This window comes from Pseudomonas sp. S2_B10 (genome assembly GCF_054668425.1).
In genome coordinates this window covers 3,884,197-3,909,635 of record NZ_CP162768.1, presented here as the reverse complement: position 1 = coordinate 3,909,635, position 25,439 = coordinate 3,884,197, and the positions used below count along the sequence as shown (strand labels likewise).

The following is a 25,439-nucleotide window of genomic DNA, read 5'->3' as shown; positions in this document are numbered from 1 at the left end:
GAATATTTATGAAACGACTTAGCTTGATCTTAGGCTGCGTCCTGCTGTTCGCAGGAATCGCGCAAGCCGCTGAAAAACCGGTCATCCGCCTCGGCGCCCGGGTCTTCACCGAGCAGACCCTGCTCGCCGAAATCACCGCGCAATACCTGCGCAGCAAAGGCTACGACGCGCAAATCACCGGCGGTCTGGGCAGCAACCTCGCGCGCAGCGCCCACGAAAGTGGCCAATTGGACCTGCTCTGGGAATACACCGGCGTGTCGCTGGTGGCCTATAACCACGTCACTGAAAAACTCGACAGCGCGCAGTCCTACGCCCGGGTCAGAGAGCTCGACGCGAAGAAAGGCCTGATCTGGCTGACGCCGTCGAAATTCAGCAACACCTACGCCCTCGCTCTGCCGAAAAAAATCGCCGAGCAATATCCGCAGATCGGCAACATCAGCCAGCTCAACGAAGTGCTGCGCGCCGAGGCCAAGACCAACCACTTGGTGGCGCTGGACACCGAGTTCGCCAACCGCTCCGACGGTCTCGACGGCATGGTCAAGCTCTACGACATGAACCTGACCCGCAAGAACATCCGCCAGATGGACGCCGGCCTGGTCTACACAGCGCTGCGTAACGGTCAGGTGTTTGCCGGTCTGGTCTACACCACCGATGGCCGGCTCAATGCCTTCGGCCTGAAATTGCTGGAAGACGACAAGCATTACTTCCCCGACTACACCGCCGCTCCCGTGGTGCGTCAGGCCACGCTGGATGCCAACCCGAAACTGGCCGAACAACTCAAGCCGCTGGCCGAACTGTTCGACGACGAAACCATGCGCCAACTCAACGCGCGGGTCGACGTCGACCACGAGAGCCCTTCGTCCGTTGCCGCCGATTTCCTGCGCCAGCATCCACTGAATTAAGAGAGGAGAAGTCATGGAATTTCTGAACGCCTTTTCCCATCTCGACTGGCAGCAGGTAATGCACCTGACCTGGCAGCACATCACTCTGGTCGGCATCGCCGTGACCCTGGCGATCGTCATCGGCGTGCCGCTGGGCATCCTGATGACACGCTTCCCCACCCTCGCCGGCCCGCTGCAGGCCAGCGCCACGGTGCTGCTGACCGTGCCGTCGATCGCCCTGTTCGGTCTGCTGCTGCCGTTCTATTCCAAGTTCGGCCAGGGCCTGGGGCCGCTGCCGGCGATCACCGCCGTGTTCCTTTATTCGCTGCTGCCGATCATGCGCAACACCTACCTCGCCCTGACCGGCGTTGAACCGGGCATCCGCGAAGCTGCGCGCGGCATCGGCATGACCTTCGGCCAGCGCCTGCGCATGGTCGAACTGCCGATTGCGGTGCCAGTGATCCTCGCTGGCGTGCGCACCGCCGTGGTGATGAACATCGGCGTGATGACCATCGCCGCGACCATCGGCGCCGGCGGCCTCGGTGTGTTGATCCTCGCCTCCATCAGCCGCAGTGACATGTCGATGCTTATCGTCGGCGCGCTGCTGGTCAGTCTTCTGGCGATCTTCGCCGACCTGTTTCTCCAATGGCTGCAACGCTCGTTGACTCCAAAAGGACTCCTGAAATGATCGAACTTCAAAACCTCAGCAAAACTTTCCAAAGCAACGGCAAAGATGTCAAAGCCGTGGATTCGGTAAGCCTGACCGTCAATGAAGGCGAGATCTGCGTGTTCCTCGGGCCATCGGGTTGCGGCAAAAGCACCACGCTGAAAATGATCAACCGCCTGATCAAACCGACTTCGGGCAAGATCCTCATCAACGGTGAAGACACCACCGATCTCGACGAGGTGACCCTGCGCCGCAACATCGGCTACGTGATCCAGCAGATCGGTCTGTTCCCGAACATGACCATCGAAGAAAACATCGTCGTGGTGCCAAAACTGCTCGGCTGGGACAAACAGAAATGCCACGACCGCGCCCGCGAACTGATGAGCATGATCAAGCTCGAGCCCAAGCAGTATCTGCATCGCTACCCGCGTGAACTGTCCGGTGGTCAGCAACAGCGTATCGGCGTGATCCGCGCCTTGGCCGCTGATGCGCCGCTGCTGTTGATGGACGAGCCGTTTGGCGCGGTCGACCCGATCAACCGCGAGATGATCCAGAACGAATTCTTCGAGATGCAGCGCGCGCTGAACAAGACCGTGATCATGGTCAGCCACGACATCGACGAAGCCATCAAACTGGGCGACAAGATCGCCATTTTCCGCGCCGGCAAGCTGCTGCAGATTGATCATCCCGACACCCTGCTGGCGCATCCGGCGGATGATTTCGTCAGCAATTTCGTCGGTCAGGACAGCACGCTCAAACGCCTGCTGTTGGTGAAAGCCGAAGACGCGGCGGACAACGCGCCGTCGGTCAGCCCGGAAACCCCGGTGGCCGATGCGCTGGAATTGATGGACGAGCACGACCGTCGCTACGTGGTGGTTACCTGCGCCGAGAACAAGGCGCTGGGTTACGTGCGCCGTCGCGACCTGCATCGCCAGACCGGCACCTGCGCGCAATTCCTGCGCGAGTTCAACGCCACCGCAGCGTACGACGAGCACCTGCGCATCCTGTTGTCGCGCATGTACGAGTTCAACCGCGCCTGGCTGCCGGTGATGGATGCCGAACGGGTATTCCTCGGTGAAGTGACGCAGGAGTCGATTGCGGCATACCTGAGTTCGGGACGCTCACGGGGGATGAAGACCAGTATCGTCTCGCCGGCTGAGACCGTGGTCGCGTAAACCATCTACGCGGTTGAAACCCGATCCCTGTGGGAGCGAGCCTGCTCGCGAAAGCGCAATATCAGTCGACGCTGATGGCGGCTGTGAAAATGCCTTCGCGAGCAGGCTCGCTCCCACAGGATCTACGCAATTTTGTTGATCTTCACTGGGTGACAAAGAATCTCAACAGCCTCTCCTGCTAGAGTGTCGTCAATTCAGCTTCTTCAAGGTCCAAATCCCCCTTCAAAAGACTCTCTCGCTGCCAACGTCGCCGATGTTGCCGCCATCACACTTACCAACGATCTAGCCGACAAAAGCCACGAACGTGCAGGTATTTTTAACACTCGAAAATTTGCCGGGAACATCTGCCCGTCATCTCGGTCGGGTAGAAGGAGTGATGAACGCGACGCACGTCAGAAGCGTGCAAAAACGCGACATTTTTAGTTGATCTCGCGCCCCTCACGCCCTAAAGTTCGCGCCGAACGTCCATGCTGGAAACGATCCATCCGGCTCAAGTACTGACGACGAGACAGCAAGGCCAAGGGATAGCTGCACATCTCTGGGCCTTTTTGCTTTCGGCGACATGCCTTGGGAAGTAGGCGAACCAAAGTGGGGATACGGAGGGCGTTCATGCACCCATTGTTTTTACGAGTTTGCCCATAGGAGCACCCAGCATGTCGATCCAGGTCGAAGACTATTTCGCGCGCGCTACATTCGACAAAATGAAGGCGTTCGCCGACAAACAGGAAACCCCGTTCGTGGTGATCGACACCGCGATGATCGCCCAGGCCTACGATGACCTGCGCGCCGGTTTCGAATTCGCCAAGGTCTACTACGCGGTCAAGGCCAACCCGGCCGTCGAGATCATCGACCTGCTCAAAGACAAGGGTTCGAGCTTCGATATCGCCTCGATCTACGAGCTGGACAAAGTCATGGATCGCGGCGTCAGCCCGGACCGTATCAGCTACGGCAACACCATCAAGAAATCCAAGGACATCCGCTACTTCTATGAGAAGGGCGTGCGTCTGTTCTCCACCGACTCCGAAGCCGACCTGCGCAACATCGCCAAGGCTGCACCGGGTTCGAAAGTCTATGTGCGCATCCTCACTGAAGGCTCGACCACTGCTGACTGGCCGCTGTCGCGCAAGTTCGGCTGCCAGACCGACATGGCCATGGACTTGCTGATCCTCGCCCGCGACCTCGGTCTGGTGCCGTACGGCATCTCCTTCCACGTCGGTTCGCAACAGCGCGACATCAGCGTCTGGGACGCGGCGATCGCCAAGGTCAAAGTGATCTTCGAACGTCTGAAAGAAGAAGACGGCATCCACCTCAAGCTGATCAACATGGGCGGCGGCTTCCCGGCCAACTACATCACCCGCACCAACAGCCTGGAAACCTACGCCGAAGAGATTATTCGCTTCCTCAAGGAAGATTTCGGTGACGACCTGCCGGAAATCATCCTCGAGCCGGGCCGTTCGCTGATTGCCAACGCCGGTATTCTGGTCAGCGAAGTGGTGTTGGTTGCGCGCAAGTCGCGCACTGCTGTCGAGCGTTGGGTTTACACGGATGTGGGCAAGTTCTCCGGCCTGATCGAAACCATGGACGAAGCGATCAAGTTCCCGATCTGGACCGAGAAGAAAGGCGAGATGGAAGAAGTCGTCATCGCCGGCCCGACCTGCGACAGCGCCGACATCATGTACGAGAACTACAAGTATGGCCTGCCGCTGAACCTGGCGATTGGTGATCGTCTGTACTGGTTGTCGACCGGTGCGTATACCACCAGTTACAGCGCGGTCGAGTTCAATGGCTTCCCGCCGCTGAAGTCGTTTTACGTTTAAGAGGCAGCGGCAAGTTTCTAGCTGCTAGCTGCAAGTGAAAAGCCCATGACGTGTCATGGGCTTTTTTGTGTCTGTGCGTTCGACTTGAAGTTTTGCGGGGTACTTGAAACCGAGGCCCCTCACCCCAGCCCTCTCCCAAGGGAGAGGGAGCCGACCGAGGTGTAGCGCATCATGCACCGACCAGAAGGATCGAGTCGATTATGGATTCGGCAAAGCACTTTCAGGTCGGCGTACCTCTTAAACATCCCCCAATCAGTCCCCTCTCCCTCTGGGAGAGGGTTAGGGTGAGGGCTTGCGAATTCAGACGCGCTGCAATTCTGCATAGCGAAGCGAGAACCGAGCAGCCATCCCCTGGATTTTTGGATCTGTAGCACTTAACAGCGTTTCACTCGCCACCCGCAGAAAATTAAGATTGCCCCCGGCCAAGGCTTTCTCAAGCCAAACAACCGCTTCATCAACCCGCCCCTCAGCCGCCAACACCGCCGCATAACTGAACTGCCCACGAAAATCCCCTCCCTCAGCCGAACGCCGATACCACTCGCGCGCTGCCAGCGGATCCGCCGGACACACCTGCCCTTCCTCCAGATAGCGCCCCAGCAGATTCATCGATTTCGCGTGACCCAACTCAGCCGCGCGCCGGTACAACGCCAGCGCCTGCTGATGATCAACCGTCACCCCGCGCCCGGTGGCCAGTAGATTGGCCAGGTTGTACATCGCCCAGTCCAGCCCCGCCTCGGCAGCGATTCGATAATGCTGCGCCGCGACCGAGGCATCCGCCGCACAACCCCAACTATGCTCATGACAACGCCCGAGCATGTTGCGCGCCATCAGATGCCCGCGACCGGCGGCGATGCCGAACCAGCGCAATGCAAGCGGTTGATCCTGCGCGATGCCCTGACCGTCCAGCAGGATCTGCCCAAGCAGCGCCTGCGCTTCAACCTCGCCCTCGCCTGCCGCCAGCAAGATCGCCTGCGCAGCGCGGGCCGGGCTTTCTTCAAGCATTGCCGTCAACCCGGCGGCGTCGAGAACTTCCTCGCGGCGCAACTGGAAACTCATACCTCGACCCAGCGCCGCAGCAGGTTGTGATAAGTGCCAGTGAGGCGGATCAGCGAAGGGTGATCAGGCATGTCCTGCGTAAGCTGCTGAATCGCCCCGTCCATTTCGAACAGCAGCGCGCGCTGGCTGTCTTCGCGCACCAGGCTCTGCGTCCAGAAAAACGAGGCATAACGCGCACCACGTGTGACCGCATTGACCTTGTGCAAACTGGTGCCCGGATACAACACCATGTCGCCGGCCGGCAGCTTCACTCGCTGGGTGCCGTAGGTGTCCTGAATCTCCAGCTCACCGCCGTCGTAATCTTCCGGCTCGCTGAAAAACAACGTCGCCGACAGATCGGTGCGCACTCGCTCGATGCTGCCCTTGGGCTGGCGCACGGCGTTGTCGATGTGGAAATCAAAACTGCCGCCGGCCGTGTAGCAATTGACCAGCGGCGGGAAGACCTTGTGCGGCAGTGCGGCAGACATGAACAGCGGATTCTTCCACAGCCGCTCGAGCATCGCCGCGCCGATTTCCTTGGCCAGCGGGTGGCCTTCGGGCAGTTGCAGATTGTGCTTGGCCTTGGCCGACTGGAAGCCGGCGGTGATCTTGCCGTCGGCCCAATCCGCCTGCTCCAGCGCCTGGCGGATGCGCTGCACTTCGTCTTTTGCGAACAGCCCGGGAATGTGCAGCAGCATGGCGATGTCACCTGATGGCAAGAAGGCGGCAATGGTATTGATTCTTATTGACTGTGTAAAACCCCCGAGACGGATGAACAAGCAGAAACCGTAAGGGCAAATTGTAAAGAATGTAAATTCAATGCGAATAACAATGTTTCGCAATTGATACGAATACCTGTTTACCCTATATTCCGCCGCCTCAAATCCTTGGGGAGGGAAATAAAAATGGCACGTCAACACGCACAATTACCGGTCAGTTCACCACGTCTGCTCGCCTCGGCAATCGGTGTCGCAATCACCGCCGGCTCGGCTGGGCAGATGGTCTTCGCGGCGGAAAAAACCGAGAGCAAAACTTCCGGCAACGCCATTGCCCTGGACGCCACCGCCATCACCGGTGAAGCCCAGGACTCGACCTCCTATCAGGTCGAAAAAGCCTCCTCGCCCAAGTACACCGCGCCGCTGGTCGACACGCCGCGATCGGTCACCGTCATCCCGCAACAAGTGCTCAAGGACACCGGCGCGCTGAATATGCAGGACGCCCTGCGTACCGTGCCGGGCATTACCTTCGGTGCTGGTGAAGGCGGCAACCCACAGGGCGATCGCCCGTTCATTCGCGGCTTCGATGCTCAGGGTGACACTTACCTGGACGGCGTGCGCGACACCGGTTCGCAGAGCCGCGAAATCTTCGCCGTGGAAAACATCGAAGTCAGCAAAGGCCCGAACTCGGCGATTGGCGGTCGCGGCGCCGCCGGCGGCAGCATCAACCTGGTGAGCAAGAAAGCGCACCTGGGCAACTCCTTCGACGGCGGCTTCACCTACGGCTCCGACCAGACCCAGCGCTACACCCTCGACGGCAACTATCAGTTCAGCGACAGCGCTGCCGGCCGCCTCAACCTGATGAGCCACGAGAGCAACGTCGCCGGTCGCGACAAGGTCGATTACGACCGTTGGGGCATCGCGCCGTCGCTGGCCTTCGGCCTGGGCACCGATACCCGTGTAAACCTCGACTACTACCATCTGGAAAGCAACGACACCCCGGACTCGGGCATCCCGTACACCATCCCAACCGGTGGTTCGGCCGCACGCACCAAGTCCAATCCGGACAAGCCGTACGCCGGTGGCGATCACGACAACTTCTATGGTCTGGATCGTGACTTCCGCAAGGGCCGCACCGACACCGCGACCTTCGCCATCGAGCACGACCTCAACGACGCGCTGACCATCAAGAACACCCTGCGCCACGGCAGCAGCATGCAGGATTACATCCTCACCCAGCCGGACGACAGCAAGGGCAACGTCAACAATGGCAGCGTCTGGCGTCGGGCCAACACGCGGGTGAGCAACACCGAAACCACCACCAACCAGACCGACCTGTTCGGCACCTTCTACGTGGCCGGTTTCAAGAACAGCTTCTCCACCGGCGTCGAATACACCCGTGAGCAGAGCGAGAAATCCTCGTACAACGTCAACACCGACACTACGCCGCGCACCAGCGTCGTCACCACCAACTGCAACCCGGGCCTGATCGGCGCCGCCAGCGGTTACAACTGCACCTCGCTGTCGAACCCGAATCCGAATGATCCGTGGAACGGCGCAATCTCGCGCAACTACGCCGGCACCGACACCCAGGCCGACACCTACGCGCTGTACGTGTTCGACACGCTGGAGTTGTCCGAGCAGTGGCTGGTGAACATGGGCCTGCGCTATGACCACTTCGACACCGACTACAAGACCTACAACGCCGCAGGGACCACCACCTCCAAGGGTGATGACACCAGCGAATTCGTCACCGGCCAGTTCGGCGTGGTCTACAAGCCGGCGGAAAACGGCAGCATCTATGCCTCTTATGCGACCTCGGCGACACCGCCGGGCAACACCTTGGGCGAAGGTCAGGAAGGCAACCCGCTGGGCGGCACACCGGATCGCAGCGGCAACCTGCTGAGCAGCGACATGGAGCCGGAAACCACCAAGAACTACGAGATCGGCACCAAGTGGGATCTGCTCAATGATCGCCTGTCGCTGACCGCCGACATCTTCCGCACCGAGAAGGAAAACGCTCGCGTGCAAGTCGATACCAGCTCCTACGAGAACGCCGGCAAGACCCGCGTGCAAGGCTTCGAACTGTCGGCCAGCGGCAAGATCACCGACAAGTGGCAGGTGTTCGCCGGTTACGCCTTCATGGACAGCGAACAGGTTGATGGCGGCCCGCTGGGTCGTGCCAACGACGGCAACGATCTGCCGAACACACCGAAAAACAGCGCCAGCCTGTGGACCACGTACCAGGTCACGCCAAAGCTGACGATCGGTGGTGGCGCGTTCTACGTCGACGACGTCTACGGCAGTGTCGCCAACACGACGATGGTCGATTCGTACGTGCGTTACGACGCGATGGCGGCCTACAAGCTGACCAAGAACGTCGACCTGCAACTCAACGTGCAGAACCTGACCGACGAAACCTATTACGACAAAGCCTTCTCGACCCACTTCGCCAATCAGGCGGCGGGACGTACGGCGCTGTTGAGCACCAATTTCCACTTCTGACGATTTGGAACCTGTAGGAGCGAGCCTGCTCGCGAAGGCAATCTTTCAGCAACATCGATGCTGACTGACACACCGCTTTCGCGAGCAGGCTCGCTCCCACAGGGAATGTGCCGCGAGGCTCGGCCCCGTTCATTCAGTTGAACGGGGCTTTTGTGTGTTACGCAAAACGCTTCTTGATAACCCACGGCATAATGCGCGCCGTGATGACAATTTCCGAACGGACGGCGAGTGACGTGTTGAAGAAAACCCTGTTCCAGTTGCACTGGTTTTTTGGCATCACCGCAGGGCTGGTGCTGGCCCTGATGGGCATCACCGGCGCGGCCTATTCGTTTCAGGACGAGATCCTGCGCGCGCTCAATCCGTCCGTTCTGCAGGTGGAAAAACAAGTCGCTGGAGTGCTGCCGCCAGTGGAACTGGTGGAGCGCATCGAAGCTGCGTCCGGCAAGAAAGTCGCGATGCTCTGGGTCGAGACCGACAGCGGTCACGCCGCACGGGTGTTCTTCACCCCGCCCAAGGGCGAACGACGTGGCGAAATGCGCTACTTCGACCCGTACACCGCCGAGTTCAAGGGCGATGCCACCGGCCAGGACTTCTTCGGCCTGATGCTGCAACTGCACCGTTTCCTCGCCATGGGCGATACCGGGCGCAACATCACCGGCGCCTGCACCTTGATGCTGCTGTTCTTCTGCCTCTCCGGCCTTTATCTGCGCTGGCCACGCCAGTGGAACAGCTGGCGCGTGTGGTTAACCCTGGACTGGAAAAAGAAGGGCCGCGCGTTCAATTGGGATCTGCACTCGGTGGCCGGCACTTGGTGTTTGCTGGTGTATCTGCTGCTGGCGTTGACCGGGTTGTCATGGTCGTACGAGTGGTACAACAAGGGCCTGACCCGACTGCTTTCCGACGCGCCGCAAAACGAACGCGTACGCGGCGGTCGCGGCCCGGCGCCGGAAGGTCCGGCACCGACCGCCGACTACGCAGCGATGTGGAGCAGCATCTACAGCGCTGCCGGCCCGGGTCTGGCCGCGTACAACATTCGCATGCCGGCGGTGGCCGGCCAGCCGGCGACGGTGTTCTACCTGCTCGACAGCTCGCCCCATGACCGCGCGCTGAACCAGATCACCCTCGACCCGGCCACCGGCGTGGTCAAACGCGTCGACCGCTATGCCGACAAAAGCTTCAAGGCCCAACTGCTGACCAGCATTTATGCGCTGCACGTCGGCAGCTATTTCGGCCTTGTCGGGCGCATCATCGTGACGATCGCGGCGGTGTGCATGCCGCTGTTTTTCATCACTGGCTGGCTGCTGTATCTGGACCGTCGGCGCAAGAAAAAGCAGATCAAGGATGCCCGCCAGGGCCTCGCACAACCCTCCGCCGATGCTTCGGCATGGCTGATCGGTTTCGCCAGCCAGAGCGGTTTCGCCGAACAATTGGCGTGGCAGACCGCCGGACAATTGCAGGCCGCCGGGTTGCCGGTCAACGTGCAGCCGCTGGCCAATCTCAGCGAACAGGATCTGCGGGATTCGAACAACGCCTTGTTCGTGGTCAGCACCTTCGGCGACGGCGAAGCGCCGGACAGCGCGCGCGGTTTCGAACGCAAAGTGCTGGCCAAGGCCTCGACACTCGACGGCCTCAACTACGCCGTGCTCGGCCTCGGCGATCGGCAGTACGCGCACTTCTGTGGCTTCGCCAAACGCTTGCATCAATGGCTCGGCGAGCACGGCGGCAAGACGCTGTTCGCCCCGGTGGAGGTCGATAGCGCCGATCCCTACGCGCTGCGTCATTGGCAAACGCAACTCGGCCAGCTCACCGGACAGGCGCCTAGCGAAACCTGGCAAGCACCCAGCTACGACAACTGGACGCTGGTGCGGCGCGAACTGATGAACCCCGACAGCAGCGGCGCGCCGGTCTATCTGCTCGGCCTCAAAGCCCCGGACACCCGCAGCTGGCTGGCTGGTGACCTGGTCGAAGTGTTGCCACGCAATTGCCCGTGGGCCATCGAGCATTTCCTCGACGGCCTCGGCATCCGTGGCGAAACACCGGTGAAGGTCAACGGCATCGACGAACCACTGGAAGTGGCCCTCGCCTCACGGCAACTGCCCGAACACCGCGCGCATCTGGTCGGCCTGCATGCGCAGTCGCTGGTCGACGCGATGGTGCCGCTGGCCATGCGCGAATACTCCATCGCCTCGATTGCCGCTGACGGCGTGCTGGAGCTGATCGTGCGTCAGGAACAGCACAGCGACGGCAGCCTCGGCATAGGCTCCGGCTGGCTCACCGAGCATGCGCCTGTGGGCGGCAGCATCAGCCTGCGCGTGCGGCGCAACAGTGGTTTCCACCTGCCGAACGAACCCGTGCCGATGATCCTGCTGGGCAACGGCACAGGCCTCGCCGGCCTGCGCAGTTTGCTCAAGGCACGCATTGCCGATGGTCAGCAACGGCAGTGGCTGCTGTTCGGCGAGCGCAACCTCGAGCACGACTTCCTGTGCCGCGCCGAGCTGGAGGAATGGCTGGTCAATGGCGATCTGGCGCGGCTGGATCTGGCGTTTTCGCGGGATCAGGCTGAGAAGGTTTATGTGCAGGATCGCTTGCGTGAGTCGGCGGATGAACTGAAGAAGTGGTTGGCTGGTGGTGCCGTCATTTATATCTGCGGCAGCCTTCAAGGGATGGCCTCAGGCGTAGACCAGGCGCTCAACGATATCCTCGGCAGCGCCGAAGTCGAACGCCTGATCGAACAGGGCCGCTACCGCCGGGATGTTTACTAACGCCTGCGAAAACCCCCTCACCCTAGCCCTCTCCCAATGGGAGAGGGGACCGACTGGGGGATGCTCGAGATCGACGCCGACCTGAGCGTTCTTCACTGAATCCATAGCCATAATTACCTCGGTCGGCTCCCTCTCCCTCTGGGAGAGCGCTGGGCGGGCGGCGTTCCGATGAGGGAAATGGGCTACTGTTAAATCTCCACTCAACTTCACAAGGACCGTGAAGCCATGCCAAGCCGCCCTACCCTCGCCCAATTCGCCCGCCACTTGCGCACCGACCAGACAGATTGCGAACACCTGCTCTGGCAGCGCCTGCGTTCCCGGCAGATAGCCAACCTGAAATTTCGCCGACAGTTTCCATGTCCGCCGTTTGTGCTGGATTTTTATTGTGTAGAGTTGAGATTGTCGATTGAGCTGGATGGTGGCCAGCATTATGAGACGGCCGGGGTGGTTCACGATCGGCGCCGGTCGAACTTCCTGTCTCAACAAGGCATCGACGTCGTGCGATTCAGCAATCTTGAGGTGCTTCAGCAGATGGATGATGTGTTGGAGCAGATCATCAGAATTGCGGCAGAGCGGAAAATGCCCTCACCCTAGCCCTCTCCCAGAGGGAGAGGGGACTGATTGGGGGATGCTCGAGATCGACGCCGACCTGAGCGTTCCTCACTGAATCCAAAGCCATAATCACCTCGATCTTCCAGGTCGATGCTTAACGCGAGACACCTCGGTCGGCTCCCTCTCCCTCCGGGAGAGGGCTGGGGTGAGGGGCTTTTGATCCAGCGTGATTAAACAGGCTGCAACTTCTGCTCAAACACTGCTACACCATCCAGATCCCGCAACACCACGCTCATCTCCCCGCTCTGCCCTTCGATATTCACCTCGCCAAAAAACTGAAACCCGGCAAACGGCGAGGTGTTCTGTGCGGGCGGTGCTTTCTCGAACACCACCTCTGGGCCAAACGTCTTGTCCAGTGGGTTCGGCCCGAAACTGCCGGCGTTCAACGGTCCGGCGACAAATTCCCAGAACGGTTCGAAATCCTGAAACGCCGCGCGGTCCGGATGATAGTGATGCGCCGCGCAGTAGTGCACGTCCGCCGTCAGAAACACGAAATTGCGCACCTGCTGCGCACGTAAAAATCCGAGCAGCTCGGCGATTTCCAGCTCTCGCCCCTGCGCCGGGCCGGGGTCGCCGTTGGCCACGGCTTCCCAACGCGCAACGCCCGCACTGACCTCGCCGTCCGGCACGCCAAGGCCGATGGGCATGTCGGCGGCGATGACTTTCCACTGCGCCGTCGATGCCTGCAACTCACGCTTGAGCCAGTCCAGCTGCTCGCGGCCGAGAAACGGTTTTGCCGCGCCCAGGTTGGCATCGTTGGCCTCGCGATAGCTGCGCATATCCAGCACGAATACGTCGAGCATCGGCCCGTAGCTGAGCTTGCGATAAATCCGCCCCGCCGCCGTCCGCCGCTTGCAAACGCATCGGCGCATATTCCAGCCACGCCTGCCGCGCGCGGCCGACCAGCTTGTGGATATCTTTCTCCTGATAGCGTTCATCCAGCTGCTTGCCCGGCGACCAGTTGTTGACCACTTCGTGGTCGTCCCACTGCCAGATCTGCGGCACCTCGGCGTTGAAGCGGCGGATGTTTTCGTCCATCAGGTTGTAGCGATAGTTGCCGCGATAATCGTCGAGGGTCTGCGCGACTTTGCTTTTGGCTTCAGTGGTGACATTGCGCCAGATGCGCCCGCTTTCTGTGGTCAGTTGCGCGGGCACCGGGCCGTCGGCGTAGATGGTGTCGCCGCTGTGGATAAAGAAGTCCGGCAGACGCAGGCGCATGGCTTCGTAGATGCGCATGCCGCCGATGTCCGGGTTGATCCCGAAGCCTTGGCCTACGGTGTCACCGCTCCAGACAAAACGGATGTCGCGTTTTGTCGTTGGCACGCTGCGCAGATGGCCGAACCACGGTTCGCTGGCGACGCCGCTCTGGGCGTCTTCGAAGTGCACGCGATAGAAAATTGCCTGGTTGGCCGGCAGGCCGGTGAGTTCGACGCGGGCGGTGAAATCGCTGCGCGCATCGGCCAGTGGCGAGACGAATTTGCGCGGGTTGCCGAACAGGCTGCCGGTGTCCCACTCGACCACCATGCGCGCCGGCCGATCGCTGCGACTCCAGATCATCGCGCGGTCGCCGAGCAGGTCGCCGGACTGCACGCCGTCGGTGAGCTGCGGACGATCCTTGACCGAGGCAATCACCGCCGGCGCCAGCCCCGGCAGCAACAGCCCGGCGCCGACCGCTTGCATGACGCGACGCCGACCGAGATTGAAATCGCTCATGGTGTTCTCCCTGCAAAAGGGAAAACTTAAGCACGGGTGTATGAATCCGCTATGACAATGCAGACTCCTGTGGGAGCGAGCCTGCTCGCTCCCACAGGGATTTGGTGTTGTCGGTCAGGCCTTGGCGGGCTCCAGCGGTAGCTCGACAGCCTCAGGCCGTTTGAGCAGCGCATACACCACCGCCGTGACCAGGCTCCCCGCAACGATCGCCAGCAGATACAGCAGAGCATGGTTGATCGCATTGGGGATCGCCAGCACGAACAAGCCACCGTGCGGCGCCATCAGTTTGCAGCCGAAGTACATCGACAAGGCACCGGTCAGCGCGCCGCCAGCGATGCTCGCCGGGATCACCCGCAGCGGATCTTTCGCAGCAAACGGAATCGCCCCTTCCGAGATAAAGCACAGGCCCAACACGAAAGCCGCTTTGCCGGCCTCCCGTTCAGTCTGGGCGAACTTGCGCCGGGCAATGAACGTGGCGATACCCAGGCCAATCGGCGGCACCATGCCGGCGGCCATGGTCGCGGCCATCGGTGCGTAACTCTGCGAGGCCAGCAGCCCCACCGAAAACGCATAGGCGGCCTTGTTGATCGGCCCGCCGAGGTCGACGCACATCATGCCGCCGAGCAGCACGCCGAGCAGAATTGCGTTGGTGGTGCCCATGCTGTCGAGGAACTGGGTGAGCGCGGCGAGCATGCCGGCGACCGGTTTGCCGACCACGTAAATCATCACCAGGCCGGTCACCAGACTGGCCAGCAACGGGATGATCAGAATCGGCTTCAGCGCTTCCAGGCTCTGCGGCAATTTCACATAGCGGGCGATGGCTTTGGCGGCGTAACCGGCAATGAAACCGGCAATGATCCCGCCGATGAATCCGGCGCCCAGAGTGCCTGCGAGCAAACCGCCGATCATCCCCGGCGCAAGGCCCGGGCGATCGGCGATCGAGTAGGCGATGTAACCGGCGAGTAACGGCACCATCAGCTTGAACGCGGTGTCGCCGCCGATCTGCATCAGCGCCGCCGCCAGCGTGCCTTCTTCCTTGTACGCGGTGATGCCGAACACGAACGACAATGCGATCAGCAAACCACCCGCCACCACCATTGGCAGCATGTACGACACACCCGTGAGCAGGTGCTTGTAGACGCCGGTTTTCTCGGACTTGGCCGGGGCCTTGCCGTCGCTTGCCGCACTTTCGACAGCGCCTTCGGCCAAGGCTTTTTTCAAAGTCGCTTCAGACTGCTTCAGCGCAACGCCCGTGCCGCAGCGATAGATTTTCTTGCCAGCGAAACGCTCGGTAGCGACGTCGATATCCGCCGCCAGCAGTACCACGTCAGCCTCGGCGATGGCCGTTGCGCTGAGCGGGGTTTTCGCGCCGACCGAGCCTTGGGTTTCGACCTGCAATTCATAGCCCAGACGCTTGGCGGTCTGCTGCAACGCTTCGGCGGCCATGAAGGTGTGGGCGACGCCGGTCGGGCAGGCCGTGATGGCGACGATGCGCGGCGCACGTGGCGCGTCAATCGCCGGTTCGACTGCGCTGGCCACGTAGACTTCGGCTTCTTCAGCACCGCGACGCAGTACCGCTTCGACATCCTGCAGCGCCTGCGCCGGAGCGATCTGGAACACGCGCTTGCCGACGAAGCGACTCATGTCCACCGCGCCAGTGGTGACCAGCAAGACCCACTCGGCGGCTTCGATGGTCGCCGCCGACAATTCGCGTTCCGGGTGTGCCGGATCGACCACTTCAACGCTGGTGCTCCAGCCCTGGCGCTGCGCCGCTGCATCGAGCAGGCGCGCGCACAGCACACTGGTGACCATGCCGTTCGGGCAAGCCGTAACAATGGCTAACTTCATCACAAACCCTCTTATTGTTCTGTCAGGGGGCGCACGCGCACGCCCTGTTCGAGCTGCGCCAGTTGCGCAGCGTCGTTGATGCCAAAACCGATCTGGGTCACCGCCATTGCCGCAATCGCGGTGGCGGTGCGCAGGGTTTGCTGCGGCGTATCAGCACTGAGCAGACCGTGGAGCATGCCAGCCAGCAATGAATCGCCGGCACCGACCGTGCTGGCCACGCTGACTTTCGGCGGCGAGGCATGCAGGGCCGAGCCGACACTGAACCAGTTGACCCCGTCAGCGCCGTGAGAGATCACCACGTGCTCGATGCCTTGCGCATGCAAACGTGCGGCGGCTTGTGCTTCGGCGATCGGCGACACCACTTCGCAGCCGAGGGCGTGGGCCAATTCTTCGGTGTTCGGTTTGATCAGCCAGGGGCTGGCCTGCAACGCGGCGCGCAAAGCCTCACCACTGGAATCAAGGGCGACTTTCAAGCCGAGCGCGTTCAGCCGTTCAATCAGCTCGCGCAACCATTGCGCAGTGACGCCACGCGGCAGACTGCCGGCGACCACCACCGCATCGTGCCCCGGTGCGATCTGCAGCAAGCGATCAAGCAAAGCTTGCTGCGCCATTGCATCGACCATTGGCCCCGGACCGTTGATGTCGGTAATGCGCCCGTCCTGTTCGGCGATCTTGATGTTGCTGCGCGTCTCGCCCGGCACGCGGATGAACGCGTCGATAAAACCACGCTTGGCGAACAGGGTTTCGAACGCTTGCAGATTGTCTTCGCCGAGAAAGCCGCTGACGGTGACCTGATGGCCGAGGTCCGCCAGCACCTGGGCGACGTTGACGCCTTTGCCCGCAGCGTGGGTGTGCATCTCCTCGCTGCGATTGACCTGACCGGCATCGAGCCGTGACAGCTCGACGGTGAGGTCGAGTGCCGGGTTGAGGGTCAGGGTGAGAATCTTGGCCATTACAGGGCCTCCACTAATGCGCGCACTTCATTCGCGCTGCCCACGGCCAGGGCCTGTTGAGCGAGGGTTTGCGCCTGGGGCAGGCTGAGTTCACGGATGCGCGCCTTGACTTCGGCAATGCTGCGCCCGGACACGCTGAGCTCGTCGACACCGAGGCCAACCAGCACCGGCACCGCCAGCGGATCCGCCGCCAGCTCGCCGCAGACACCCACCCATTTGCCATGGGCATGGGCGGCACGCACGGTGATGTCGATCAGTTGCAGGACCGCCGGGTGCAAGCCGTCCGCTTGTGCAGACAGCGTCGGATGACCACGGTCGATGGCCAGGGTGTATTGGGTCAGGTCGTTGGTGCCGACGCTGAAGAAATCCACTTCCTTGGCCAGCACTGGCGCAAGCAATGCGGCGGACGGCACCTCGATCATGATCCCCAGTTGCAGGTCGGCGACTGGAATTTCCAAACGCAAGCGTTCGGTCATGTCGCGGGCCTGGCGCCACTCTTCGACGCTGCCGACCATCGGGAACATGATCCGCAGCGGACGGTTGTCGGCCGAACGCAGCAAGGCGCGCAGTTGCGCTTCCATGATCTGCGGCCGCTGCAGGGTCAGGCGAATGCCGCGCACGCCGAGGAACGGGTTTTCTTCCTTGGCGATCGGCCAATACGGCAGCGGTTTGTCGCCGCCGACGTCGAGCGTGCGCACCACCAGCGGCCGTCCGGCCAGACCATCGAGGACGCGACGGTATTCGGCTTCCTGGGTTGCCTCATCCGGTGCCTGCGGGTGGGCCATGAAAATCAGTTCGGTGCGCAGCAAGCCAATGCCTTCAGCGCCCTGCTCCACCGCGCTGGTCACTCCTGCGCTTTCGCCGATGTTGGCGAACACTTCGACGGCGTGGCCGTCGGTGGTGTGCGCCGGTTGATGGCGTTGTTCGGCGGCGATCTTCAGGCGTTGCTCGCGGGTGTCTCGTTCTTCGGCGGCACGCTTGAGGGTCGCGGCATCGGCGTCGACATGCAGACGGCCACGCTGACCGTCGAGCAACAGCGGCGTGCCCGGCTCGAGCAACAGCACCGCCGCACCCGCGCCGACCAGTGCTGGAATACCGAGGGCACGAGCGACGATGGCGCTGTGCGCGGTAGCGCCGCCGCGCGCGGTGAGAATCCCCGCAACCCGCGCAGGATCCAGACGCGCGACATCGGACGGGCCGACTTCGTCCATCACCAGAATGTACGGTTGCTCAGGTTCGTTCGCGGTCTGCACGCCACACAATTGCGCCAGCACCCGGCGACCGATGTCGCGCAGATCGGCGGCACGCTCGGCGAGCAAAGCGTCCTGCAGCGATTCCTGCTGTTTGGCCGCCGCTTCGATCACCGCCATCCACGCCGCTTCGGCGCTTTCGCCTTGCTTGAGGCGGGTGTCGACTTCATCGGTCAGATCCGGGTCGTCGAGCATTTCCTGGTGAGTAATGAAAATCTCGCGAATCGCCTTGGCCTTGCTGCGTTCGATCAAGCCTTGAATGTCGCGGCGCACGTCGCTAAGCGCTTGCTTGAGGCGCTCGCGCTCGATCGCGGCAGATTCGCCGCGCAACGGGTAATCGATGGCTTGCAGCACCTGAATGTGCGCAGGGCCGATGGCGATGCCCGGTGCGGCAGGAATCGCCTGCAACAGGCTGCCGGAGGCCGGCGCGATCAGCACTTCGGCGATGTCGGCGATCACTTCGCGCTGCTGACTCACGGCCGGCAGCGGCTCGACTTCCTCACCGAGGCCTTCTTCAATCGCCGCGAGCAAGGCCGGCAAGGCATCGCTGGCGATGCTCGGCTCGGCGATCAGCTCCAGCACCTGACCGCGCCGGGCGCCGAGGCTGAGCAGTTTGCTCAGGCTCTTCACCGATACGGCGCTGTCCTGGCTGTCGACGATGCGCACGCGGATTTCGCCGTCAAAACTCTTCGCCAGTTGCGCAAGGATCTTCGCCGGGCGCGCATGCAGACCGTGGGCGTTGGCCAGGGCAATACGCGCGCTCGGCCAATCGGCAGGCAGTTCACCGCCCAGCACTTCGAGGACTTTGCGGCTGCTGGTGGCGCGGCCCAGTTCGTGGCCGCGACCTTCGATCAGCAACGCGCACAAACGCTCGAGCAGCGCCTGATGCGCTTCGCCCAGACTCGCCAGGCAGAAGAGACCGCTAAGCGGCTGGCCGAGGTAGCGCATCGGTTTGTCCGGGGTGACGAACGCCAGCCCCGGACGCTTCACGGTCTGCTCGCTGTGCAACCACCACAGGCCATCACCCAATGGCAGCGCTTCGACTTGCTGCAACACGCCGGCAAAGCCATTGCTCACACATTCGGCCTGACGCAGCAGACGTGCGCCGCGCCAGACCAGTTCTTCGAAATCGTCGGCCGACACGCCGAGGCCGATCATCTGCGCGTCCAGCGCCAGTTCCTGCGGCGCGCCTTGCAGCAGCTTCAGCAGCGCTTCGGGCGAGCTGGCGCGACGCAGGGCCTGGCCCAGATCGGTCTCGCCGAGGGCGCGGGTCAGCAGTTGCAGCAGGCGCAGGTGTTCATCGGATTTCGCCGCGATGCCAATCGCCAGATAAACGATCTGGTCATCGCCCCAGTCGACGCCGTCGGGAAACTGCATCAGGCGCACGCCGGTGGCGAATACCTGATCGCGGGTTTCCGGCGTACCGTGGGGAATGGCGATGCCTTGACCGAGAAAGGTCGAGCCCTGGGCTTCCCGGGCCTGCAGGCCGGCGAGGTAGCCGTCGGCAACCAGACCATCGGCGACCAGATGACTGGCCAGCAATTGCAGGGCAGCGGGTTTATCCACGGCCGACTGGCCCATGGATATCTGCTCTATAGTGAGCTCGAGCATGCGATCTCCTTTTTGGCGCAGTTCAACGCCAGGTATTGTTTTGAATGGTTCACAGCTTAGGCGCTCTGCCGCGCTTTTCAGCGGCAGTTTTGGCGGTTTCACGGCAGAACCGGCCAAAGGCGTCTAAAACGTAGAAAATACGCTTGCTGAAACGTTTAATCTAGATTGATCGGCACGTTACTCGATAATGTCTCATCCTTGAAGTCCAACTGGTCGGATCTGCCCAGGCAATAAGTCGACTGCCCTTATCGGGTAGGATTGGCGAAAATGTCGCGGCATGCTCGAAAAAACAAGGAAATACCGGGTTGAAACTCAGTGATATCGCGCGGTTGGCCGGCGTCTCCGTCACCACCGCCAGCTACGTCATCAACGGCAAGGCCGAACAGCAACGCATCAGCAACGCGACCGTCGAGCGCGTGCGCGCGGTGGTCGATCTGCACGGCTTCACGCCCAATCCGCAAGCGGCCGGCCTGCGCAGTCGGCACACGCGCACCTTGGGCTTTATCCTGCCGGATCTGGAAAACCCCAGTTACGCGCGGATCGCCAAGTTGCTCGAACAAGGCGCGCGGGCTCGCGGTTATCAATTGCTGATCGCCAGCTCCGACGATGCGCCGGACAGCGAGCGCCAGTTGCTGCAACTGTTCCGCGCGCGCCGATGCGATGCGCTGATCGTCGCCAGTTGCCTGCCGGCCGGTGATGACAGCTATCGCCAGTTGCAGGCCAAGGGTCTGCCGATCATCGCCATCGACCGGGTCATGGAACCGGAGCATTTCTGCTCGGTGATCAGCGACGACCGCGAGGCCAGCCTGCATCTGACCCAGAGCCTGCTCGATCCGCAGCCAAAGCAGATCGTCCTGCTAGGCGCACGCCCGGAGCTGAGCATCAGCCAGGAGCGTGCCGCCGGTTTCCGCGCAGCGCTCAAAGACTTCAAAGGTGAGGTGCTGATCGAGCACGCCGAGTCGTTCAGCCGCGAGTGCGGCAAGCAATTGATGGAAGAACTCCTGCAGCGTCTGGGGCATTTGCCTGACGCACTGGTGACCACTTCCTACGTACTGCTGCAAGGCGTGTTCGATGCGCTGCATGATTTCCCGCTGAAATCGCGGCCGCTGCGCTTGGGCACGTTCGGCGACACGCAGTTGCTGGATTTCCTGCCGTTGCCGGTCAACGCCATGTCCCAGCAACACCAATTGATCGCCGACAAGGCCCTGGAACTGGCCCTGGCCGCCGTGGAGCAGGACGACTACCAACCGGGCGTGCAAGCCATTGCGCGAACTTTCAAGCAGCGTATTCATCGGGACTGAAGCGTGGAGCTGATCGACAGCCACACCCACCTCGACTTCCCCGACTTCGACGCCGATCGCGCAGAGTTGCTGGCCGAAAGCCGCGCTCTCGGCGTGCGGCGCATCGTCGTGCTGGGCGTGCATCAGGGCAACTGGCAACGGGTGTGGGACCTGGTGCAGAGCGATGCCGACCTGTATGCGGCGTTCGGTCTGCATCCGGTGTTCCTCGATCAGCATCGCTCCGAGGATTTGCACGCGCTGGGGGACTGGCTGACACGGTTGCGCGGGCATCGGCAGTTATGCGCGGTGGGCGAAATCGGCCTCGATTATTTCATCGAAAACCTCGATCGCGAACGGCAACAGGCGTTGTTCGAAGCGCAGCTGCAACTGGCGGCGGACTTCGGGTTGCCGGCGCTGATCCACGTACGCCGCAGCCACGCAGCGGTGATCGCCACGCTCAAGCGCTTCAAACTCAAACGCGCCGGCATCATCCACGCCTTCGCCGGCAGCCGCGAAGAAGCGCGGGAATACATCAAGCTCGGGTTCAAACTGGGTCTCGGCGGCGCACCGACCTGGCCGCAGGCGTTGCGCATGCATCGGGTCCTGCCGGAACTGCCGCTGCAATCGGTGGTACTGGAAACCGACTCACCGGACATGGCCCCCGCCATGTTCCCCGGCCAGCGCAACAGCCCGGCGCATCTGCCGGCGATTTGCGCGGCGCTGGCCGAGCTGATGAATATCACTGCTGAACAACTCGCCGCTGCCAGCACCGCCAACTGCTGCGAAGTCTTCGGCTGGTAACACGTACCCGGGTAGGAGCTGACGAGTGCAACGAGGCTGCGATCTTTTGATCTTCAAAGGCAAAGTCAAAAGATTGCAGCCTCGTTGCACTCGTCAGCTCCTACAAGGATTGTTTGGGGCTCAGACGCGAAACGCGCTGATCAGCTGTTTGAGCTCAACCACCTGCGCCGACAGCGCGCGGCTGGCATCTTCGGTCTGGTGCGCGCCTTGCGCCGTGCGTTCGCCGGCACGGTTGATCTCGACGATATTCTGGTCGATGTCGTGGGCCACGGCGGTCTGCTGTTCGACGGCGGCGGCGATCTGCTGGTTCTGGTCGACGATCATGCCCACCGCGCCAAGGATGTTTTCCAGCGCCTGCTGGACCTTCTCCGACTGGCCCACCGTGCCGTTGGCCATCTGATGGCTGACGCCCATGGCCTTCACCGCCGCGCCGACGCCGCCATGCAGTTTGGCGATCATCTGCTCGATTTCTTCGGTCGATTGTTGGGTGCGTTTGGCCAAGGTGCGTACTTCGTCGGCGACCACGGCAAAACCGCGCCCCTGCTCGCCGGCTCGCGCGGCTTCGATCGCCGCATTGAGTGCTAGCAGGTTGGTCTGTTCTGCGATGCTCTTGATCACCTCAAGCACACGGCTGATCGACTGGCTGTCGCTGGCCAGTTGATTGATCACCAGCACCGACTGATCGATTTCGCTGGCCAGCGCGGCAATGCTGCCCTGCTGCGATTCCACCAGCCCGCGTCCGCTGAGGGTTTCGTCGTTGACGCTGTGGGCGCTGCTCACCGCAGCGGCGGCACTGCGAGCGACTTCCATTGAGGTCGCCGACATCTGGTTCATCGCCGTCGCCACTTGTTCGATCTGCGAGCGCTGCCCGGCCACGGCCTGATTGCTCTGCGCCGACACGCTCTCCACCTGCCCGGCCTGGCGCTCGACCTCACCCACGGTGTGGCCCACGCGTTCGATCAAGTCGTGAATCTTCTTCACCGTACCGTTGAACACCTCGCCCAACTCGCCCAGTTCATCACGGCTGCTGGCCTTGAAGTTGACGGTCATGTCACCGGCCGCGACCTTGTCCATCATCGCGCCCAGGCTTTTCAGGGTGGTCCGGGTCGAGGCGTAGAAACCGCCATAAAGATAGAAAATCAGCACAAACACCACCGACAGCGCAGAGGCTTGCAGAATCATGTGCGTGCGGTTCTGCGCCAGACGCTGCTGCAACTGGTTGTCGAGGAATTTCAGCGTGGCCTGATTGAGCTGGTAGGTGTGCTCCATCAGCCCGGTGACCTGATCGTAGAATGCCTGCCACGGCGCATCGAGGGTATCGGCCATCACCACTTGTTCTTCGAACAGTTCGCTGGCCTGCTTGAGCGAAGCTTTGCTGGTGTCGGCCTGGGCACTGAGGGATTCGCGCGCAGCACTGCTGGAACCGAGGGCGTCTTGCAGTTTCAGGGCGTACTCGGCCTGGAGTTTTTCGATCTGCACCAGCAACTCGTCGAAACGCGTGCTCGAGGAACTGTTGAGAAAGCCCTGGCCCAACGAATACGAACCAATTGCCCGGCCTTCGCCGAGGGTTTGCGTGACGCTGGGGGTAATCAGCGTGACCAGTTCGCTGAGCTGACGAATGTCGCTCTGGTTGTCGCGGCTCAACCCGGCCTGACTGGTGATGATCTGGCTGAAAATCTGCGCACTGGCCAGCAACTTGCCAATCAACGCGCTTTTGCTTTGCAGCGAGCTCTCCGCTTGCTGGGCCTTGAACGCGGCGATCATTTCATCGCGCTTGGCCTCGAACTGCTTGATCTGCTCGGGGTCTTCGGTCATCGCCGTCAGCCCTTCGAGCCGCGCGAGCAAAGCCTGCTCCAGCGTCTGGATCTGCGCTTCGACATTGCCGGCCTTGCCGGACTGGCCGAGGGTAACGTCGATCTGCACCAGATTGTTCAGGGTCTCCAGATCCCGGCGCAGGTTCAGGCTGCTGCCCAGCAGGTCGAGGCTCTGCAATTCGACGCGTGTGCCCTGAAATTCGCGATAGGAATCGCGTACCAGATAGAAATTGGTCACCAGCATCGGCACCAGGAACAGCACGCTGATCAGGCTGAACTTCATGCCGAAGCTCAGACGGTTCATCAGCGAGACGGCGGGATAGAGCAAGCTCTTCACTGGAAGTCTCCCTTGGTTTTTCTTGTTTTTATTGGCAGGCGCGGGACGAGAGCAGATAGCCACTATCGGGCGCTATCTCTGTATAGCGTAAATCGGCGGGAGGTTTTGTAACTTAAGGTTAATGGCAATGCAGTGATCGCCAAATCAAAAGCAAAAAGATCGCAGCCTTCGGCCAGGTAGGAGCTGCCGAAGGCTGCGATCTTTTGATCTTGCTGTAATCAGTGAACCAGAACCGTCCACAAGGCAAACCCGGCATACCACAGCACCGCCGCACGCAGCAGCAGTTCCCACAGACAATCGAGGGTGTTGATGCCGTCCGGGCCGACCACTGGCGGTGGAACTTCCCCGGCTGCCAGGCCGACCTTGTTGATCAACTGCGCAGCGCTGATGTTCCAGTTGAGCAGCTCATGCAGCATCACCCGGCTGACCGCAACGAAGTTGCCGACCAACGCAAGACTCGCCGCCAGCAAGCGCACCGGCACCCAATCGAAGGCATGACGCAACTGCGCAGCACGCTCGACCAGCGCCGGATTGCAGCCGTGCTCTTCGGCTAGCGCCAGCAGGCGATAGGCCAATGCCGCCACGGGGCCGAGGAGGAAATACCAGAAGATCACCGCAAAAAAACTCTGATAGGCCTGCCACAGCAGATGCCCTTGCACCCGCTCGAGCAACTGCTCGCCGCTGTCGGCGCAGATATCCAGGTCGCGCTTGGCGACGTGCGCCGCCGCTTGCAGATCCTCACGGCGCCAGGCATCGCGGAACGGGCCGAGGCCACCGAGCAGATCGCCACGCCCGAGGCTGTAGATCACCACCAGCAAATGCACCGGCAACGCCAGCAAACCGTAAGCCACAGGTTCCAGCACCAGCAGCAACAGCGCCAGCAACGCCACCGGGAACAGCACCAGAATCGTCAGCACCAGCCACGGTTGCCTGGCCAGCCGTTTGCTGTTTTCGAGTTTGTGCAGTTCGCGGATCCATCCGCCGTCGCGTTGAAGCCGATGGCGCAGGGCCGAAAACTTCTCGATCCACAGCGCCAGCAGTAACACCAGAAAACTCATTGTCCTTCCTCTTTTGCCAGGGCGGCGCGGTAGCGTGCCCAGTCGAATGCCGGTCCCGGATCAGTCTTGCGCCCCGGCGCGATATCGCTGTGGCCGCAGATGCGCTGATCGGTGATCGCCGGAAAGCGTTTCTGCAACTGCCGGGTCAGCGCAGTCAACGCGCGATATTGCTCGTCGGTGAACGGCAGATCATCGGTGCCTTCCAGCTCGATGCCCACGGAAAAATCGTTGCAGGTTTCACGGCCTTCGAACATCGAAACGCCGGCATGCCACGCCCGTTCCAGACAGGAGACAAACTGGGTGACGTTGCCGTCACGTTCGATCAGAAAATGCGCCGAGACGCGCAGGTCAGCGATGCCTGCAAAGTACGGGTGTTCGGTGACATCCAGACGATTCTGGAAAAATTCCTGCACCTTGCCCGTGGCGAATTGCGCCGGCGGCAGGCTGATGTTGTGGATGACCAACAGGGACACTTCGCCCGCCGGGCGCTCATTGAAGTTGGGCGACGGGCAGATCTGCACGCCATGACACCACCCGCTCGCGGGATCCAACTGCATACCGATTCCTTCAACGCCGACCATGTGGGCGCCCAGTATGCCGCGAT

The 25,439-nt window shown here is 61.7% G+C and carries 17 protein-coding genes and 1 pseudogene; 9 read left to right on the top strand and 9 right to left on the bottom strand.

Annotation, left to right across the window (positions count from 1 at the left end):
- The first annotated feature begins 8 nt into the window (after nt 1-8).
- From AB4O45_RS17375 to AB4O45_RS17360, 4 genes are all read left to right on the top strand, one after another.
- Nucleotides 9-902 carry a glycine betaine ABC transporter substrate-binding protein gene (locus AB4O45_RS17375; RefSeq protein ID WP_095180363.1) on the top strand — a complete coding sequence of 298 codons (894 nt, stop codon included), beginning with the start codon at nt 9-11 and terminating at the stop codon, nt 900-902.
- Between the two features lie 13 nt (nt 903-915).
- Nucleotides 916-1,569: an ABC transporter permease gene (locus AB4O45_RS17370; protein WP_039759484.1), complete on the top strand. Its 654-nt coding sequence runs from the start codon at nt 916-918 to the stop codon at nt 1,567-1,569.
- Nucleotides 1,566-2,723: an osmoprotectant ABC transporter ATP-binding protein OsmV gene (locus AB4O45_RS17365; protein WP_016771732.1), complete on the top strand. Its 1,158-nt coding sequence runs from the start codon at nt 1,566-1,568 to the stop codon at nt 2,721-2,723. Before AB4O45_RS17370 ends, AB4O45_RS17365 begins: the two co-directional genes overlap by 4 nt.
- Nucleotides 2,724-3,376: 653 nt before the next feature.
- The gene (locus AB4O45_RS17360) at nt 3,377-4,540 is read left to right on the top strand and encodes a type III PLP-dependent enzyme (protein ID WP_016771733.1); all 1,164 of its coding nucleotides are present in this window, start codon (nt 3,377-3,379) and stop codon (nt 4,538-4,540) included.
- A gap of 300 nt (nt 4,541-4,840) precedes the next feature.
- Here AB4O45_RS17360 and AB4O45_RS17355 read toward each other — a convergent pair whose 3' ends face one another.
- Both AB4O45_RS17355 and AB4O45_RS17350 read right to left on the bottom strand, forming a co-directional pair.
- Nucleotides 4,841-5,596 (bottom strand): tetratricopeptide repeat protein, encoded by a 756-nt coding sequence (locus AB4O45_RS17355; protein WP_460160366.1) that lies wholly within the window; start codon nt 5,594-5,596, stop codon nt 4,841-4,843.
- A complete protein-coding gene (locus AB4O45_RS17350) occupies nt 5,593-6,273 on the bottom strand; it encodes a Fe2+-dependent dioxygenase (protein ID WP_130928102.1) in 681 nt (226 codons plus the stop codon). The genes AB4O45_RS17355 and AB4O45_RS17350 overlap by 4 nt, the downstream gene beginning before the upstream one ends.
- Before the next feature lie 207 nt (nt 6,274-6,480).
- Here AB4O45_RS17350 and AB4O45_RS17345 point away from each other — a divergent pair, with 207 nt between their 5' ends.
- The 3 genes from AB4O45_RS17345 to AB4O45_RS17335 all read left to right on the top strand — a co-directional run bounded on the left by AB4O45_RS17345 (nt 6,481) and on the right by AB4O45_RS17335 (nt 12,152).
- Nucleotides 6,481-8,796, top strand: a complete 2,316-nt coding sequence (locus tag AB4O45_RS17345) for a TonB-dependent receptor (protein ID WP_256809563.1) — start codon at nt 6,481-6,483, stop codon at nt 8,794-8,796.
- A gap of 233 nt (nt 8,797-9,029) precedes the next feature.
- Nucleotides 9,030-11,558, top strand: coding sequence for a PepSY domain-containing protein (locus AB4O45_RS17340; RefSeq protein ID WP_460161511.1), 2,529 nt, complete (start codon nt 9,030-9,032; stop codon nt 11,556-11,558).
- Nucleotides 11,559-11,783: 225 nt separating this feature from the next.
- Nucleotides 11,784-12,152, top strand: coding sequence for an endonuclease domain-containing protein (locus AB4O45_RS17335; RefSeq protein WP_252885359.1), 369 nt, complete (start codon nt 11,784-11,786; stop codon nt 12,150-12,152).
- Between the two features lie 188 nt (nt 12,153-12,340).
- Here the strand turns inward: AB4O45_RS17335 and AB4O45_RS17330 are convergent.
- The 4 genes and pseudogenes from AB4O45_RS17330 to ptsP all read right to left on the bottom strand — a co-directional run bounded on the left by AB4O45_RS17330 (nt 12,341) and on the right by ptsP (nt 19,545).
- Nucleotides 12,341-13,883, bottom strand: a pseudogene (locus tag AB4O45_RS17330) (alkaline phosphatase D family protein).
- Between the two features lie 114 nt (nt 13,884-13,997).
- A complete protein-coding gene (locus AB4O45_RS17325) occupies nt 13,998-15,731 on the bottom strand; it encodes a PTS fructose-like transporter subunit IIB (protein WP_095180358.1) in 1,734 nt (577 codons plus the stop codon).
- Between the two features lie 11 nt (nt 15,732-15,742).
- Entirely contained in the window at nt 15,743-16,684 is a 942-nt protein-coding gene (gene pfkB / locus AB4O45_RS17320; RefSeq protein WP_460160365.1) for a 1-phosphofructokinase, read from the bottom strand.
- Nucleotides 16,684-19,545: a phosphoenolpyruvate--protein phosphotransferase gene (ptsP, locus tag AB4O45_RS17315; protein ID WP_460160364.1), complete on the bottom strand. Its 2,862-nt coding sequence runs from the start codon at nt 19,543-19,545 to the stop codon at nt 16,684-16,686. The genes pfkB and ptsP overlap by 1 nt, the downstream gene beginning before the upstream one ends.
- Before the next feature lie 305 nt (nt 19,546-19,850).
- Between ptsP and cra the strand changes: the two genes are divergently transcribed.
- Together cra and AB4O45_RS17305 are read left to right on the top strand one after the other, a co-directional pair.
- Nucleotides 19,851-20,846, top strand: coding sequence for a catabolite repressor/activator (gene cra, locus AB4O45_RS17310; protein ID WP_122699955.1), 996 nt, complete (start codon nt 19,851-19,853; stop codon nt 20,844-20,846).
- A gap of 3 nt (nt 20,847-20,849) precedes the next feature.
- Entirely contained in the window at nt 20,850-21,626 is a 777-nt protein-coding gene (locus AB4O45_RS17305) for a TatD family hydrolase (RefSeq protein ID WP_423664490.1), read from the top strand.
- 120 nt (nt 21,627-21,746) lie between these two features.
- Here AB4O45_RS17305 and AB4O45_RS17300 read toward each other — a convergent pair whose 3' ends face one another.
- The 3 genes from AB4O45_RS17300 to ampD form a co-directional block, all read right to left on the bottom strand.
- A complete protein-coding gene (locus AB4O45_RS17300; RefSeq protein ID WP_370695133.1) occupies nt 21,747-22,436 on the bottom strand; it encodes a methyl-accepting chemotaxis protein in 690 nt (229 codons plus the stop codon).
- A 1,559-nt stretch (nt 22,437-23,995) separates the two neighbouring features.
- Entirely contained in the window at nt 23,996-24,835 is an 840-nt protein-coding gene (gene ampE, locus AB4O45_RS17295; RefSeq protein WP_122747369.1) for a regulatory signaling modulator protein AmpE, read from the bottom strand.
- Nucleotides 24,832-25,392 (bottom strand): 1,6-anhydro-N-acetylmuramyl-L-alanine amidase AmpD, encoded by a 561-nt coding sequence (gene ampD, locus AB4O45_RS17290; RefSeq protein WP_095180353.1) that lies wholly within the window; start codon nt 25,390-25,392, stop codon nt 24,832-24,834. The genes ampE and ampD overlap by 4 nt, the downstream gene beginning before the upstream one ends.
- Nucleotides 25,393-25,439 lie beyond the last annotated feature (47 nt).